The organism is Scandinavium sp., from assembly GCF_036271055.1.
Classification (GTDB): domain Bacteria; phylum Pseudomonadota; class Gammaproteobacteria; order Enterobacterales; family Enterobacteriaceae; genus Scandinavium.
Genome location: NZ_DATBBJ010000078.1, coordinates 1 through 16231, shown reverse-complemented (window position 1 = coordinate 16231; position 16231 = coordinate 1). Strand labels below are relative to the sequence as shown.

The window sequence follows — 16231 nt, the reverse complement described above, 5'->3', positions numbered from 1 at the left end:
TGCTGACTTAAAGGGCAAACGGACCGTCGCCGACCTGAGCCTGCGCGTACCATTGCATCAATTCAGCGGTGCCAGGCTGGCTTTCAGCGGGAGCCCACGGCGCAGAGTCTTGCTCCGCTACGGGCTGATAAGCGCCGTGTTTCACTTCGAAAATCACACCGCCGTTATCTAATGACAATACCGCGTGCCATGTACCGGCATCCATCTCCAGCACCTTACACTCCTCGCCGAGTACGACACGGCGTATCACAGTGCCGTTATCATCGAAATTCAGCACCACAAAACGACCGCTTAGCGGGAACAGCAGTTCAAACGTGTGCGGGTGACGATGAGGGCGCACATAGGTGCCGGGTTCCATCGCAATGGCCAAACGCTGCACGGGATCGCTCAATTCGGGATGAAAATTTCGGTGGGCGCGTAAACGGGGAGAATGGGCCGCCGTTTCGCTCTGTTGCTGCATGTCGTTCAGGGTGATTGTTTTCATTTCAGTCGCCTGGCGTGATTTTGGGCACACATAATGGTTTTGTGTCTACCAGATTATCAGTCATCGCGCTGTCTAAGAAGCGCGGTATGTTTAACGATCATGCCCTGTAGCATTTCTTCTTTTGTAGCGGTACATGCGTTTATCTGCTTCGGCAATCGCGGCGATTAACGGTGTGTCATTGCTCAGGGGCGCGAAACCATAGCTCACCGAAAGCGAAATACCGTGACCAAACTGTTGCAGTTGTTCGTTGATACGTACCATCGCTTCGTAAGCCCCCGCGACATTTCGAGTGCGAAACAGAATCACAAATTCATCTCCGCCCATTCGAACCGCGTAGTCATAGCCGGTGCGAATATTCTGCTGAATACTTTTGGCGATAAACCTCAGTGCGTCATCTCCCATCGCATGACCATACCGATCGTTTATAGGCTTAAAACGATTACAGTCGATGAGTGCGACGATGTAGCTGACGTGTTTTCCTCGATTTTTTTCCCATGCCAGCAACCATTTTCGGTTGTAAAGCGAGGTGAGGGAATCGGTGTGTGAGGCTTGTTTATGCTTGATCATGGAACGACTCAGCAGCCCGACTACCGTAACCAGCAACAGAAATATAAGGATATCGGGATAGCCATCCGCTGAAAGGTAGAATGCCCATGGGTTGACGGAAACATTGAAAACAAAGCGCTTGTTGATCTCAAATGATGCTCTGCCAAAGACATATCCATTATGGAGAATGCTGATATGGCTGTGTTTAAGCTTATCCTCAATGTCAATATTCAGATATCGCTCACCTGAGGTGTAACCCATTCGGTCTATCAACTGAATAAACGTGTTTAATTCGTAATCGAGGCACGCCACGCCGAGGACGGAATTTCCGCTGGAATCGCCAATATCATAAACAAAATGTTCAATAGAGAGCGTTGGGCGCCTGGTCAGGACGTCCTGATAAATCTCACTGAATTTTCCCGCAGAGGTCTCCACGGAATTATTCAGTTTTTGCGTAAAGTAATTCCGGGTTTTCCCTTCACCTTTCAGCATAAACCCTTTGCCGCCGTAGCTGGCAAAAACGTAATTACGCGTCGGCATTTTGGTATAAAGATAGATATAGTCATTATCGACGGGAAGGAAATAGCGCCGCACAACCAGATGGTGATGAGGCACCCGGTCTTCACGCTCGAGCGACAAATCTATGCTGCGGGCAATCAGCACCGCCTGTCGGGGTAATTCGCGACGAGACTGGAGTGTGCCCCGAAGGTCGGGTGAAGGGTTGTCAGCAAACAGGTTTGCGCCATAAATCTGATGCTGCGGGTCGTATTCCATCGCAGGCGTCGAAAGGGACGGTAGGGCATGATTCTGGCGGAAGTAGAAGAGTGAGATAACGTCGGCGAGATCTTCGTTATGCAGCATATCGTCGGCAAGAATATTGCCAAGCCCGGCAGACACTTTTTCAGAGACAGTCACCAGACGAAACAAAACGGTGTAAGCAAACACTATCGCGACCAGAGCCAGCCCAGTGAGGACCAGGATCTGTATCAGGCGGCTTTCAGCTTTTCGGGCAACACGGCTTAACACATCTTTTACCATCGACGTCATCTCCGGACTGCCTGACCGTCATAGTGCTCAGTGTAGTCATGCAAAGGGAGGGGCGGTAATTAAATGGGAACATTCATACAGAATACCTGTTTACGCTGTAATGAAGCCTAAACGGATCAGGCTTCTGCAGTAGAAGAAAGGGCGTGGGGGAAGGGGCGGTTGAGAGCCGCCCGTAAACGATTTGGCTATTTATTCAGCTCGGCTTTTGCGTCGGCCAGTTCTTCTTTGGCGTCATCCAGTTTTTCTTGCTTCTTCTGGATTTTGTCTGAGCGTCCTGTTGCTTTTGCTTCCGTCAGCTCCTGCTCGCGCTCCGTCACTTTTTGCTCTTTTTCACGCACATCAGCTTCGCGTTCAGCACGCAACGACGCATCGGTGCAGTTAGCGTTCACTTCTTTCAGCGCCTTCTCCAGTCCTGCGATTTGACCGCTGTTGTTATACTTTTTGGCATAATCGAGTTGCTGCTGGATTTCGTCTTTTTTAGCCGCACACCCGGTTAACGTGGATTGTGCAAAAACAGAGGCGGTGGGCAGGGCCATCAGCGCTAAGGCCATGGCGGTATTTTTTGTCAGAGTAGTGAAAGTCATGGATTCTCTCCGTGTCCATTAAAGTAAGGATCATCCTACTCCCCAGATCTTAATAATTTCTTAAATCATCCGTATAAAGCACAAGGATGATTCATTTTTTCGCCAACCCTTGACCCTTAACAAAGTCGAAAGAGGGCATCTCTCGCATAATCACGCTCGTTTATCCTCTTACTGGTGTGATTGTATGGTTAACCAACTGAACATTAACTGGCCCGAGTTTTTAGAGAAATACTGGCAAAAACAACCCGTTGTGTTGAAAAATGCCTTCCCAAATTTCGTTGATCCGATCACGCCAGATGAACTGGCGGGGCTGGCGATGGAGCCGGAAGTAGACAGTCGCCTGGTCAGCCAGACTGACGGTAAATGGTCTGCAAGCCACGGTCCATTCGAACATTTTGATGATCTCGGCGAAACCGGCTGGTCACTGCTGGCGCAGGCGGTGAACCACTGGCATATGCCTTCCGCAGAACTGGTGCGCCCGTTCCGCGTCCTGCCGGAATGGCGTCTTGATGATCTGATGATCTCCTACTCCGTGCCGGGCGGTGGTGTTGGTCCGCATATCGACAACTACGATGTGTTCATTATTCAGGGGATGGGCCGCCGTCGCTGGCGCGTGGGGGATGCGATCCCAATGCGTCAATTCTGCCCGCACCCAGCGCTGCTGCACGTCGACCCGTTTGAGCCGATTATTGATGTTGAGATGTCGCCAGGCGACATCCTGTACATTCCACCTGGATTCCCGCACGACGGCTTCACTTATGAAGACACGCTGAACTATTCAGTGGGCTTCCGTGGGCCAAACGGACGCGACCTGATCAGCAGCTTTGCGGATTATGCGCTGGAAAACGATCTCGGCGGCGCGCATTACAGCGACCCGGATCTGACCGTGCGTGAACACGCGGGCCGTGTGGAAGCGCATGAGCTTGAGCGTCTGCGTTCGATGATGGTTGAAATAGTAAGCCAGCCGGAAGATTTCAAACAGTGGTTTGGCCGCTTTGCCTCTACGCCACGTCACGAGCTGGACATTGCCCCGGCAGAGCCACCGTATTCCGAAGAGGAAGTCCAGGACGCGCTGATGGGCGGCGAAATGCTGACTCGCCTGAGTGGTCTGCGTGTGCTCAACATCGACGGCAACTTCTTTATCAACAGCGAAAGCTGGAAAACCGCTGATGCGAAAGCGGCTGATGCGCTGTGCCGCTTTACGGAACTCGGTCAGTCAGAACTCGGCGATGCGCTGCAAAACCCGGCGTTTATTGCCGAGCTTACAGCGTTGATGAATCAGGGTTATTGGTTCTTCGAAGAGTAATTCCGGTGCCGGGTGGCGCTACGCTTACCCGGCCTACTGAACCCTGTATGCCCGTGCAAACGCAGTGCCGCCGGGCGTTTCGCAATGGATCAACTCGCCGATACCGGACGCCCGTCCGGCTGTTCATTCACTTCATCCTCAACCGCTGCATGACGACGTTGTGCCAGCAGACGACAAATCTCGGCGTGCTTCTCTTCGGTAAAGGTATAGCGCGACATAAAGCCCAGCCGAATCAGCGAGCCGATGGCGGGCAGCAAACAGATGCCAAAGAACAACCCATTTAGCACAGCATCGCTCTGACTCTGCGCCTGAGGCACGTAGCCAATCATCGTCAGAAACACTCCAATCAGCCCCCCGCCGAACGCAACTGACATCTTGCCGGTAAAGGTTTGCCCAGAAAACGTGATGGCCGCGCAGCGTTTATGGGTGTGGTATTCGGCATATTCGATGGTGTCGGCAATCATCGAGGAAGTTAGCAGGTTACTCATGGTCACGAAAATGGTGCTCAGGCCCAGCAACAGGAACAAGATGGCGGTGTGTTGATAGCCTGCAAACCACATCACCACGCGCACGGTAATATCCAGCCCGCAGAGGATCATAAACAGTTTTCGCTTTTGCAGTTTGCGGGTCAGCATTGGGGCGACCAGACACACGACAGAGGCGACGATCCCCATCAGCCCAATCATCATTTGCAGGCTGCCATCGCCCATATTGTAAATAAAGAAGTAGATATAAATGCCGTTGGCAACGTTATGGAATACGCAAAAGAAGAACGACAGCAAAATAATAAACAGTGGCTTGTTCTGTTTTAAATTGCGGAACGTATCGCGAATGGTGACGTTTTCCGGGCTCGGCGGCACGCGTTCTTTAATTTGTGCGAAGCCGTTGAGCATCAGCGGCAGGCCAACCAGCATCATCACCAGCGCCGCCATAAAATAGCCTTTGTCGTTGCTGTAGTGAGAGAAAAAAGCCGCCAGTTTGGGGAAGAAAATATTGGCGCAGGCAATCCCCGCATTCACGCCCAGCGTGGCTGCCGTGACCGCGCGGGTGCGTTGACCGGAATCGTTGGTCATTACCGATGAAATCGACCAGAACGGAATATCGGAAATCGCATACAGCGTGCCCCACAGAATATAGGTCACACCCGCATAAAGAATTTTGGTGGTGGTGTCGGCTTCTATTTTATAGAACGACAACAGCGTCACGCCGGTAATGAGCAATGGCGCAATCAGCATAAAATGACGGAATTTGCCAAAACGGCTGCTGAGCGTGTCCATGAAACTGGCGAACAGCGGATCGTGGATGGCATCCCAAGCGCGAGCCACCAGGAAAATGGTACTGGCGGCGAGGGCGGAAATGCCCAGCACGTCGGTATAAAAATAGTTAATAAACGAACCCACTAAACCAAAGCTAAAACACTGACCTAAACCATAGCCAAAATAAGACCACAACTCGCGAGACGGTATTTTCATTGTATTTGCCATAGTGCGTACCTTTCCCCCGGAAATTTATTTCCGGAGGATATTGTTATTTTTATGAATGGGTTGGGTGCAAGCCGATGCGACTCAGTTTGCGCACCAGGCTGATTTCCGCTTGCGAGAACGGAATGCCGTTTTCTTCAAACACATCGTGGAACCAAAGGCGGCAATAATCAGTGGTACTGGTCATCACCACCGGCCAGGGCAGAAACGTTTGGGTTTTGCCACGCACCAGCCCCCATTGATACGGCGCAACGTTAGCGGCATGCATCAGCGGCAATTGTTCTTCAATGGTGCTGCCGACGTGGCGGGCCAGCCATTCGGTGCAGAACATCGGGCGGTTGAGTTGTTGCAGGTGGTGGATAACGGCAACCATCCGCGCGGTGTTGGTGTATGCGTGGAAGCTGACCACGTCCGACAGTTCCAGCGCGGTTTTATCCAACGGATGCGTGTAGTGATGAATGCCGGTTTCTTCAGGCTGCAAGCGCCACGCGCAGACGGTTAACGGTTGTTGCGGGTCTTCTTCTCGCGCCCATTCAAAGGCCTTGCGCATCAATTCATGGGCGTAATCTTCAAGTTTTGCGTCATAGAACACTTCAACGGTGCCGGTCGAGAAAATCCCACGGTTACCCGGTTCGTTGTAGAGATCCCACAGCAATACACGCTTATCGCTGCGGAATTCACGCACGATGTCGCGCACGTAGCGCTCGATATGCGGCCAGTCGTCGTAGTTGCACACTTTCGCACGGCCCGGACTCGCCGCCGCCTGACTGTTGTGCACGCCCGGAACCGGGGCTTTTTGCGGGCCGAGATAGGGTTCATCGCCGGAAAAGCCGCAGTCGTCCATCAGTGTCAACATGGTGCGGAAACCGTGCGTGTCAGCGATCTGCAAGAACTGGTTGATGCGGGCGATGAATCCGTCGCGATCGTGTTCCCAGACGATAAACGGCAGGTTGATGCGCAAACTGTTGTAGCCCGCTTCTGCCGCCCAGCCCAGTTCTCGCTCGATCGTTGGCGCATCGAAGGTCTCTTTCTGCCAAATATCGGTCCAGTTCACTGCCGTCGACGGCAAATAGTTAAAACCGCACAGCCAGCCCTGCTGCTGATACCACGCCTGCGCCTGTGCCTGACTCCATTGTTGTTTCATGCTCACCTCATAACTGATAATGTTTAGCTAATAAATATTAGCTGGCGGGTAAATGAGCAAAGGCCGCTGTGCGAAAAAGCGATAACCGTCACAAAGTTGAGCTATCCAGCCGAGAGAAACGTGACCGATGACGCACAGCGCTGCCGAAATGCGGAGCGGGCAGGTATGATGTTGATTCTTGAGACCGTGGGGCAGGGACATGAAGCGGAAAAATAAGGTCACGATGAACGACATCGCGCGCGCTGCCGGGGTTTCCCAGGCGACGGTGTCGCTGGTGCTCAATCAGTCACGCAATATCAAACTCAGCGAAGAAACCCGGCAAAAAGTGATCGCGGTGGCGGGCGAGTTGGGCTATGACCGTCTGCCTGCGATCCATTCGCCGCGCAATCAGGAAGAAATCGCACTGCTGATAAGCTCCCTGCAAAGTTACGATCCGTTCGTTGATGCGATAAGCCAGGCGCGGGAAGCCGCGTGGCGCAATGAAGTGTTGCTCACGGTGTACGATTACGGTGACGACAATGAGCTGGCGCTGAACATCATTCGCCAGCTCGAAAAACGGAATTGTGTGGGCATCATTCTGGCCTCGCCGGTGACGACGATAGTCGACATGACCGCTTTCCAGGACTGCACCGATTTGCCGCTGGTGCTGCTCAATCAGCGTGACCCTGATTCTCCGCTGCTGCCATCGTTCGTGCCGGATGACTACGCCAACGCCTTTCAACTGACGCGCCACCTGATCGGCCAAGGCGCGAAGCGCATTGCGCATATCGCGGGCGAAAGCTGGATGGAGGCGACCCGTCAGCGTTTGGCGGGTTATCACGCTGCGCTAACCCAAGCGGGGATCGCGCCACAGCCAGAGTGGGTGCAACAAACCAACTGGCAGTTTAATGAATCCTATCAGGCCACCGTTGCGCTGCTGGCGCTGGATGTACGCCCCGATGCGATTTTCTGCGCCAGCGACTGGCTGGCCGTTGGCTGCTATCAGGCGTTGTCGGCAAACGGCGTGCGGGTGCCGGACGATATTCTGGTCGCCGGTTATGACGATCAAAAAATATCGGAACAAATGACGCCGCCGTTGACAAGTATTCAGTTGCCTTATGGTGAACTGGGTAGACTGGCGGTGGAATATCTCTGTCATGCAGAAGATACCGCTACGCATTTAACCCTTGCGGGACGTCTGAAAATAAGACGTTCCAGCCTCGCAAATTTATAAATAAACCCCGAATAGCACAGCCTGCTTAGTTTATCATAAGCAGGCTAAGTATATTTGTCGTATCAATAATTCCGGTGATACCTGAACACTTCACTTTGACGAAGCCCGTCTGTCGCGCGGGTCGTCTGCACTTCCCTTTGCTCCTTTTTCGACGTGTCTATCGCCAATAAATAAAGAGACCTGCACATGAATATTAAAAAGCTGCGTTTTGTCTTATTGCTCGTGGTTCCGACTCTGGGTGTCGCTGCGGGTGGCTGGTTATATATGACCAGTGGCCGATATGTAGAAACAGATAATGCTTACGTTAAAGCGGATAAAACCGCTATTAGCGCGGAAGTGCCTGGGCGTGTATTACAGGTGGCGGTAAAAGAAAATCAGCACGTGAATAAAGGCGACCTGTTATTTAGCGTCGATCCCAAACCCTATGAATTAGCGGTAGCGCAGGCCAAGTCTGAATTAAATAATACGGTTATCGATCTAAACACCATTAAATCGCAATATAAAAGCAAGCTGGCGAATATCGCGGTGTCAAAAAGTCAGTATGCCTATGCGCAGCGTGAAGAAGGGCGTTTGCATCGTCTGAGCGGCCCGGGCTACGTGTCGGCGTCCGATCTTGACGGTGCACACCAGAAAAGCCTGTTAATGGCGTTGGAAGTGAATATGTTGCAAACGCAATTGCAGGAAGTGGCTGATAGCTTCGGCGGCGATATTGCGTTGCCGGTTGAGAAACATCCGCGTTATAAAAAAGCGCTGGCTGAATTGAATACCGCGAAAAACAATCTCTCGCACGTTAACGAATATGCGCCGTCTTCCGGCCATATCACCAAAGTTTTGCAAACCGGGGAATATTTGCAGAACGGGACAACTGCGATGCTGCTGGTGTCTGACAGCAATTTGTATGTTGAAGCCAACTTTACCGAAAAAGATCTGACCCACATCCGTGATAATGAAAGCGCTGAAATCACCGTCGATTATGCGCCGGGCGTGGTGTGGCACGGCAAAGTGAGCAGTATCAGTCCAGCAACGGGGGCTGAGTATTCGGTTATTCCGGCAGAAAATGCCACCGGCAACTGGGTGAAAGTGACACAGCGTGTGCCAGTTCGCATTCGTCTGCAAACCGATGCCAACCAGCCGCAATTGCGTGCGGGGTTAAGCGCCAACATCAAAATTGATACCCAGGTCAGCAACAACAACGAATCCTGAGGAGGCAGAATATGTCTGATGTGATAGCAGCTCCGCTGCCACAAAAGCGTCCTGCCGACAGACGGTTACTGATCACCTTTTCGGTGATGCTGGCGACCATCATGCAGGCGCTGGATACCACCATCGCCAACGTGGCACTGCCGCATATGCAGGGCGCGATGGGTGCAACGCAGGACCAGACGTCCTGGGTTCTGACTTCTTATATCGTCGCCGCCGCGATAGCGATGCCGCTGACCGGTTTTGTGGCGGCGCGTATCGGGCGTAAGCGTCTGTTTACGTGGTCTGTTATCGGTTTCACCGTCGCTTCCATGCTATGCGGGGCCGCACAGTCTCTCGATCAAATTGTGATTTTCCGTCTGTTGCAGGGGATTTTTGGCGCAAGCCTGGTGCCGCTGTCACAATCGGTGATGCTGGATGCCTGGCCGAAAGAGAAGCACGGCTCAGCGATGGCGATGTGGGGAATGGGCGTGATGGTGGGGCCAATCCTTGGCCCGGCGCTTGGCGGCTGGCTCACTGAATTTTACAGCTGGCGCTGGGTGTTCTATATCAACATTCCGTTTGGCGCGCTGGCGTGGCTCGGTATCAGCGCCTTCGTCAGTGAAACGGCGCTGGATGCAAAACGCAAATTCGACTTGCTCGGCTTCTTCTTACTGAGCGTGACTATCGGCAGCCTGCAACTGTTTCTCGACCGTGGTCAGTCGAAAGAGTGGTTTTCCAGTGGGGAAATCATCATCGAAGCGGTACTGGCGGGTGTGGCGTTTTATCTGTTTATTGCCCACATTTTTACCATCAAAAAACCGTTTATCGAGCCGGGTATTTTCCGCGATAAGAACTTTGTCGTCGGGCTGTTGTTCAGCTTTATGATGGGGATCATTCTGCTGGCGACCATGGCGCTGATGCCGCCGCTGTTGCAGAACTTTATGAATTATCCGGTTATCGATGTCGGTCTACTGATGACGCCGCGCGGGTTCGGCACCATGTTCAGCATGATGATTGTCGGACGGATCGCCGGGAAAGTGGATTTGCGCTATGTGATTGCGCTCGGCGTGGTGGTGATGGCGATTTCACTGTGGCAGATGACCCAGTTCAGCATGTGGATGAGCCAGTGGGAAATTATCAGCTCAGGCGTGGTGCAGGGCATCGGTATTGGGCTGACCTTTGTGCCGCTTTCAACACTGACCTTCTCAACGCTGGCTCCGGCTTATCGCACAGAAGGCACGTCGCTATACTCGCTGATCCGTAACATCGGCAGCAGTATCGGTATTTCGATGGTGACGACCTATCTGGCGCAACAAAGTCAGCGCAATCATAGTGTGTTTGCCGGGTTCATCAACCCGTTCAACAAAGCGTTACAGCATGATATGCAGCAGGGCGCGTATAACCTGCATCAGGTGTCGGGGCTGATGGCTATCAACGGTGAAGTGACCCGTCAGGCCACGGTATTAGCCTATTACCAGGATTTCCGTCTGATGATGTTCCTGTGCTTTATTCTGCTGCCGCTGGTATTGCTGTTCTCGAAGCCTGAGAAAGTGGGCGAAACGATTCTGGAGTAGTTTACGTTGCCCGGCGGCGCTGCGCTTGCGCGGGCAGTGGTTGATATCAGTAGGTATACGCCGCCGGGCAAGCCTCACTAAATGGCAAACTCACTGTTATCGTCCGATCGCGGTACTGGTAGCGATAAGCAAAGTGGAAATCAGCAGGCACGCCGGGTTGGCTATTGCCCATCTCGCAGACTTTTTTCAGATTGCCGTGATCAAACGCATCGAGCAGATTTTGCCTCAGTTTGGCTTCTGAAAAGCCTTTGCTGAACGCGGTGTTGACGCTAAAAACGTAGGTCAGGGTGCTGGCCTGTACTTCTAAGCTTTCTAAGGTCACGCCTTTTGAGGCAGGCTTGGGCAACGTTTGGTTGACCTGGGTGATGTTCTTGTTCACGTCCTGATAAAATTCCGCCGCTTGTGCTTCGCGAGTTGGCGCACTGTTGCTCGCCGCATACACCTGGCTTTGCGAAATCCCCTTGGTGGCTTCGTGGATCATCGCAATAACAATGGCTGCGATGACGAACGCCCCTGCGACCAGCGCCAGTTTAAACAGACGGCGCAGCGCGGATTTGCTTTTATCGACAATCTGGCTTTCATGAATAAACGATTTTACTGCCGCAGACTTCTCCGCCATGTCTTGCTTAAAGTCTTCACGCCGACGTTCGCGAAAATACGCCTCTTTGCGTTTTTGCAGCTGATACTCGTCTTCCCACATCGTTTCAACATGACGCCAGAAATCGGCATACTCCTGCTCGGTACGCTTCTCCTGTTCCTGCCTGTTCTGGCGAGTGCTCTGCGTATCGGCTGCCTGCTGTTCATTAAGCCACTGGTCATAACGCAGACGCGATTCGGCATCACTCAAAACACGCCATGCTTCATTGATCGCTTTGATAATGTCGGTTTGTTTCTGACGCTCGGCTTCGGGAAAACGGTCCGGATGATGCAGAAAAGACATGCGCTTCCATGCACGCTTAATTTCTTCAGTTGTCGCCTGACGAGCGACCTTCAACGTATCGTAATGGCTGTGCATGTGACCAGGAGAACAGAAAATAAAGGGGAGTGTGCATTGTAAAGAAATGGCAGAAAATCACGAGCCACCAAAATGAGTGGGGAAGAGGATGTTGAGTGAAATTCCCCCGCGGCGATCGCCGCAGGGGAGAGCAGACATTACGGCGTAACGATGTTGAACCAGAACTCAAATTTGTCCATTGAGTTCAGCAGCAGATCGAGTTTGCCAGCGTCGCCAGTGATTTTAACGTCACCTTTGTCTTTGGCTTCCTGCAACGATTCCTCTTTCAGCACGATTTTGTCGAGCGTCGCACGGGAAAGGTTGATCGTGGCATCCGCGTTGCTCGCTTGTGCGTCGGCGGTGTGGTTCAACACCCCGTTTTCCAGCTCAAGTTTGTACTTGTCGCCGGTATCGGTGAAGTTGAAATTCAGCACCGCTTTTGCATCCGCCGCTTTCTGACCATTCACATGCACCGCCAGATAATCGAAGAACATTTCTGGGGTCATTGCACGCACGGTATCTGGGCTGGCGGTGTTCGGTGTCGGACCTTTCACCACGCCATTACGCAATTCCTGCGCGCCGGTCAGGTAGAAGTTACGCCATGGGCCAGATTCGGCCTGATAGCCCAACTGTTCCAGCGCATCCGCTTCCAGATTTTTGGCGGCCTGGTTGCTCGGATCAGCGAAGACGATTTTGCTGACCACCTGAGCGACCCAGCGGTAGTTACCCTGGTCGTAATCGGTTTTCGCTTTTTGCAGGATGGCATCTGCGCCGCCCATGTACTCAACGAATTTCTTCGCCGCTTCTTCCGGTGGCAGTTCATCCAGGGTTGCCGGGTTGCCATCGAACCAGCCGAGATACAGCACGTAGGTGGCTTTGACGTCATGGCTGACGGAGCCGTAGTAACCGCGGTTCGCCCAAGTATTGGCGAGATTTGGCGGCAGTTTGAAATCTGCGGCGATTTCGTCGCGGGTCAGACCTTCGTTAGCCATACGCAATGTCTGGTCGTTAATATAACGGTACAGATCGCGCTGCGATTTCAACAACGTATTAATGTTGTCGTTGCCCCACGTTGGCCAGTGGTGCTGTGCCATCAGGACTTCAGCTTTATCGCCCCAACGTACAATGGCTTCGTTGATGTATTTCGACCATGGCAGCGGTTCACGGATTTTCGCGCCGCGCAGGGAATAGGTGTTGTGCAGGGTGTGAGTCACGTCTTCTGCGGTTTCGATGAGTTTTTTCTCTTCGATGTACCACAGCATTTCAGACGGAGCTTCTGAACCTGGCGCCAGCATGAAGTCATAGGTCAGACCGTCAATGACTTCTTTTTGACCGTCTTTCTCGATGATATTAGTCGGTGCGATAAGCGTTACCGTACCGGCAGAGGTCGTCGTTCCCAGACCTGCGCCAACCTGGCCTTTGGTGTCTGGTTTTAGCAGGTTGCCGTACATGTAGCTGGCGCGGCGGCTCATGACGTTACCAGCCATGATGTTTTCAGCCACGGCGGCTTCCATAAATCCAGCTGGCGCGTAAATCTTCACTTTGCCGGATTTCACGTCAGCTTCGTCAACCACACCGCGCACGCCGCCGTAGTGGTCAACGTGGCTGTGGGTGTAGATGACCGCCACAACCGGTTTTTTACCGCGGTTTTTGAAATACAGATCCATGCCCACTTTCGCGGTTTCGGCTGAGACCAGTGGGTCAACCACGGTCACGCCTTCTTTACCTTCGATAATGGTCATGTTGGACAAATCGAGGTTACGAATCTGGTACACGCCGTCGGTGACTTCAAACAGGCCGCTGATGTTGATCAGCTGCGATTGACGCCACAGGCTTGGGTTGACGCTATCCGGCGCTTTTTCACCTTCTTTAATGAAGGAATATTGTTGCGGGTTCCAGATGACGTTGCCTTGTTCGCCTTTGATAACGTCCTGTGGAAGCGCGGCGACAAAGCCTTTATGAGCGTTGGTAAAATCGGTGTTATCGGAGAAAGGCAGTTGTTGTAAAAGGGCATCATTCGCCTGTTTGGTGGCGGCTGTTGCGTCTTTCTGGGCTTGAGCTTCCTCTGCGAAGGAAGGGAGTGCTACGGTAGTCAGTATCCCTGCAAGCGCCAGGCTTGTGACGATGGCATTGAGTCTCATTTATTGACCTCATGAGATGTGCAAAAGTGGAGTCCGTGTTTGTAAGCGTACTGTTAGGAAATGCTTCTTTTTATAACCGCATGTTTACATTGGGCAAGTGTAGACGAGATTTAACAAAGTGCCTTATAAAACAGAGAGGAAAACGCGATTATTTTTAACAGCAAGTCTTATTGCTCGGCATGAGCGTACATAGACCTATGAAAGTAAGGTATAACCGAAAAGTTTAGGGTGGGATTATTTCGGGCTGTGTTTATCCCAACAGATTCGGTTTCGCCCTTGGCGCTTCGCCAGATAAAGCTGTTTGTCGGCAAATTCGACCAGTGCTTCCAGCGTCATCTCTGGGTGCCACTGTGCAATGCCCTGACTCAGAGTAACTCGCGCGCTAATCGTTGATCCTTTGTGCGGAATGCGGGCATTCGCCAGCGCATGTTGGATGCGTTTACCGATATCCACTGCGTTATGGATGTTGTCGCATACCGCCAAAACGACAAACTCTTCCCCCCCGAAACGAAACGCCGCATCGCTGGCTTTACGCAGGGATTGCTCGATACAGCGTGACACGCGAATCAGACATTTATCCCCCTCGATATGACCGTACATATCGTTGTATTGCTTGAAAAAATCAATATCCAGCACAATCAGGAACATCGACTTGCTGTTTTGTTCAAGTTGACGCACGTTGCGTGCAAAAGCTTCCGTCAGGCTGTGGCGATTAAATAACCCGGTCAGCGTGTCGTAGTTGGCAAGCCGGACCAGCTTTTTAATCAGCACATTTTTTTCGTATTCGCTGCGTTGTGTACGTTGATAGGACTCCAGCAGGATGTAGCGCGCCGACAGCACCACGATCAGAATAATGGCCGTGCCGAGACCTTGCAGTAGCGTGAATTTTAATGGAGTCAGGATTTCGCCGTACACCATCGCAACGACAATCGGGATGCAGAACAGTGTCAATAAGAGTCGCGAGATATAAAACGTAATGGTTGCGGGAAGCAGAATGATCACCAGGATCACCATCGTTACCGTGGGTTGGTAAAAATCATTCAGCATATTAAAGAAAATAATTGCCCATAAAACACCAAATATCAGTGCGATAAGCGGTAGGCACTTTTGATAAAGCCCTTCATTGATGCGGTCGCGTAACGTAAAAGCGGCGTACATATTGATCAACGAAAAAGCGATGATGCTGTAGAGCGTGAGCGTGTAATTTTCGGTATGGAAAGGAGACTGTAATTAAAATTGTGTAATTGCCTGTTTTTGATATGTTCACTCCACTCACGGAGACAGGCAAATTATGGACGAAAAGAAACTTAAAGCTCTTGCGGCTGAACTGGCTAAAGGCATTAAAACCGAAGCCGATCTCAATGCATTTTCCCGCATGCTGACGAAGCTTACCGTCGAAACAGCGCTCAATGCAGAGCTGACTGAACACCTCGGGCATGAAAAAAATGCCCCAAAGTCAGGGTCGAATACCCGTAATGGCTACTCGTCCAAAACATTGCTGTGCGACGATGGCGAGATCGAACTTATTACGCCACGCGACCGCGAAAATACCTTTGAACCGCAGCTAATCAAGAAAAATCAGACACGTATCACGCAGATGGACAGCCAGATTTTGTCCCTGTACGCCAAAGGCATGACGACCCGCGAAATCGTTGCCACCTTCAAAGAAATGTACGATGCAGATGTGTCTCCGACGCTGATATCTAAAGTCACCGATACGGTCAAAGAGCAGGTAACGGAGTGGCAAAACCGGTCCCTGGATGCGCTGTATCCCATTGTTTATCTTGACTGTATCGTGGTGAAAGTTCGTCAAAGCGGTAACGTGATAAACAAAGCGGTGTTCCTCGCTCTTGGCATTAATACTGAAGGCCAGAAAGAACTTCTGGGCATGTGGCTGGCTGAAAACGAAGGTGCGAAGTTCTGGCTCAGTGTGCTGACAGAGCTAAAAAACCGGGGACTTCAGGATATCCTGATTGCCTGCGTGGACGGTCTGAAAGGCTTCCCGGATGCGATAAACAGCGTGTATCCGCAGACGCACATCCAGCTTTGCATCATTCACATGGTGCGCAACAGCCTGAAATACGTGTCGTGGAAGGACTACAAAACGGTCACCAGTGGGCTGAAAACGGTGTATCAGGCGCCGACAGAAGAGGCGGCGCTGATGGCGCTGGATAACTTCGCGGCAGCCTGGGACGATAAATACCCGCAAATCAGCAAAAGCTGGCGTGCCCACTGGGAAAATCTCAATACGTTCTTCGGTTATCCGCCCGATATCCGCAAAGCTATCTACACCACGAATGCCATCGAGTCGCTGAACAGCGTGATCCGTGCGGCTATCAAAAAGCGCAAAGTGTTCCCGACAGACGACTCGGTGCGAAAAGTTATTTATCTGGCGATCAGGGATGCTTCAAAAAAATGGAGTATGCCGATCCAGAACTGGCGGCTGGCGATGAGCCGTTTTATTATCGAGTTCGGTGACCGCCTGAGCGATCACCTTTAATACGGTGGCAGTTACACAGAATTATTTACAGGGTC

13 protein-coding genes are annotated in these 16231 nt (G+C 51.9%); 5 read left to right on the top strand and 8 right to left on the bottom strand.

Translation table 11 applies throughout. The features are described from left to right. Positions 1 to 7: 7 nt before the first annotated feature. From VH187_RS16680 to VH187_RS16670, 3 genes are all read right to left on the bottom strand, one after another. On the bottom strand, positions 8 to 484 hold the full coding sequence (locus VH187_RS16680) for a WbuC family cupin fold metalloprotein (protein ID WP_329702581.1): 477 nt from the start codon (positions 482 to 484) through the stop codon (positions 8 to 10). A gap of 90 nt (positions 485 to 574) precedes the next feature. Further along, the gene (locus tag VH187_RS16675; protein WP_329702580.1) at positions 575 to 2077 is read right to left on the bottom strand and encodes a GGDEF domain-containing protein; all 1503 of its coding nucleotides are present in this window, start codon (positions 2075 to 2077) and stop codon (positions 575 to 577) included. A gap of 185 nt (positions 2078 to 2262) precedes the next feature. Then, on the bottom strand, positions 2263 to 2661 hold the full coding sequence (locus VH187_RS16670; RefSeq protein WP_329702579.1) for a DUF1090 domain-containing protein: 399 nt from the start codon (positions 2659 to 2661) through the stop codon (positions 2263 to 2265). Positions 2662 to 2845: 184 nt separating this feature from the next. Here VH187_RS16670 and VH187_RS16665 point away from each other — a divergent pair, with 184 nt between their 5' ends. Further along, entirely contained in the window at positions 2846 to 3967 is a 1122-nt protein-coding gene (locus tag VH187_RS16665; protein ID WP_329702578.1) for a ribosomal protein uL16 3-hydroxylase, read from the top strand. Positions 3968 to 4056: 89 nt separating this feature from the next. On the opposite strand, the gene VH187_RS16660 is transcribed toward VH187_RS16665, so the two are convergent. Then, positions 4057 to 5451, bottom strand: a complete 1395-nt coding sequence (locus tag VH187_RS16660; RefSeq protein WP_329702577.1) for an MFS transporter — start codon at positions 5449 to 5451, stop codon at positions 4057 to 4059. A gap of 49 nt (positions 5452 to 5500) precedes the next feature. After that, positions 5501 to 6592, bottom strand: coding sequence for a cellulase family glycosylhydrolase (locus VH187_RS16655; protein ID WP_329702576.1), 1092 nt, complete (start codon positions 6590 to 6592; stop codon positions 5501 to 5503). Positions 6593 to 6791: 199 nt separating this feature from the next. Here VH187_RS16655 and VH187_RS16650 point away from each other — a divergent pair, with 199 nt between their 5' ends. The 3 genes from VH187_RS16650 (at position 6792) to VH187_RS16640 (ending at position 10561) form a co-directional block, all read left to right on the top strand. Further along, positions 6792 to 7805 (top strand): LacI family DNA-binding transcriptional regulator, encoded by a 1014-nt coding sequence (locus VH187_RS16650; RefSeq protein WP_329702575.1) that lies wholly within the window; start codon positions 6792 to 6794, stop codon positions 7803 to 7805. Between the two features lie 186 nt (positions 7806 to 7991). Next, positions 7992 to 9008 carry an HlyD family secretion protein gene (locus VH187_RS16645; RefSeq protein ID WP_329702574.1) on the top strand — a complete coding sequence of 339 codons (1017 nt, stop codon included), beginning with the start codon at positions 7992 to 7994 and terminating at the stop codon, positions 9006 to 9008. A gap of 11 nt (positions 9009 to 9019) precedes the next feature. Further along, positions 9020 to 10561 carry a DHA2 family efflux MFS transporter permease subunit gene (locus VH187_RS16640; RefSeq protein WP_329702573.1) on the top strand — a complete coding sequence of 514 codons (1542 nt, stop codon included), beginning with the start codon at positions 9020 to 9022 and terminating at the stop codon, positions 10559 to 10561. Between the two features lie 46 nt (positions 10562 to 10607). Here the strand turns inward: VH187_RS16640 and VH187_RS16635 are convergent, their stop codons facing one another. The 3 genes from VH187_RS16635 to VH187_RS16625 form a co-directional block, all read right to left on the bottom strand. Further along, entirely contained in the window at positions 10608 to 11576 is a 969-nt protein-coding gene (locus VH187_RS16635; protein ID WP_329702572.1) for a J domain-containing protein, read from the bottom strand. 137 nt (positions 11577 to 11713) lie between these two features. After that, positions 11714 to 13696, bottom strand: a complete 1983-nt coding sequence (locus VH187_RS16630) for an alkyl/aryl-sulfatase (protein ID WP_329702571.1) — start codon at positions 13694 to 13696, stop codon at positions 11714 to 11716. Between the two features lie 234 nt (positions 13697 to 13930). After that, positions 13931 to 14878, bottom strand: a complete 948-nt coding sequence (locus tag VH187_RS16625; RefSeq protein ID WP_329702778.1) for a GGDEF domain-containing protein — start codon at positions 14876 to 14878, stop codon at positions 13931 to 13933. A gap of 109 nt (positions 14879 to 14987) precedes the next feature. Here VH187_RS16625 and VH187_RS16620 point away from each other — a divergent pair, with 109 nt between their 5' ends. Next, on the top strand, positions 14988 to 16196 hold the full coding sequence (locus VH187_RS16620) for an IS256 family transposase (RefSeq protein ID WP_329702570.1): 1209 nt from the start codon (positions 14988 to 14990) through the stop codon (positions 16194 to 16196). Positions 16197 to 16231 lie beyond the last annotated feature (35 nt).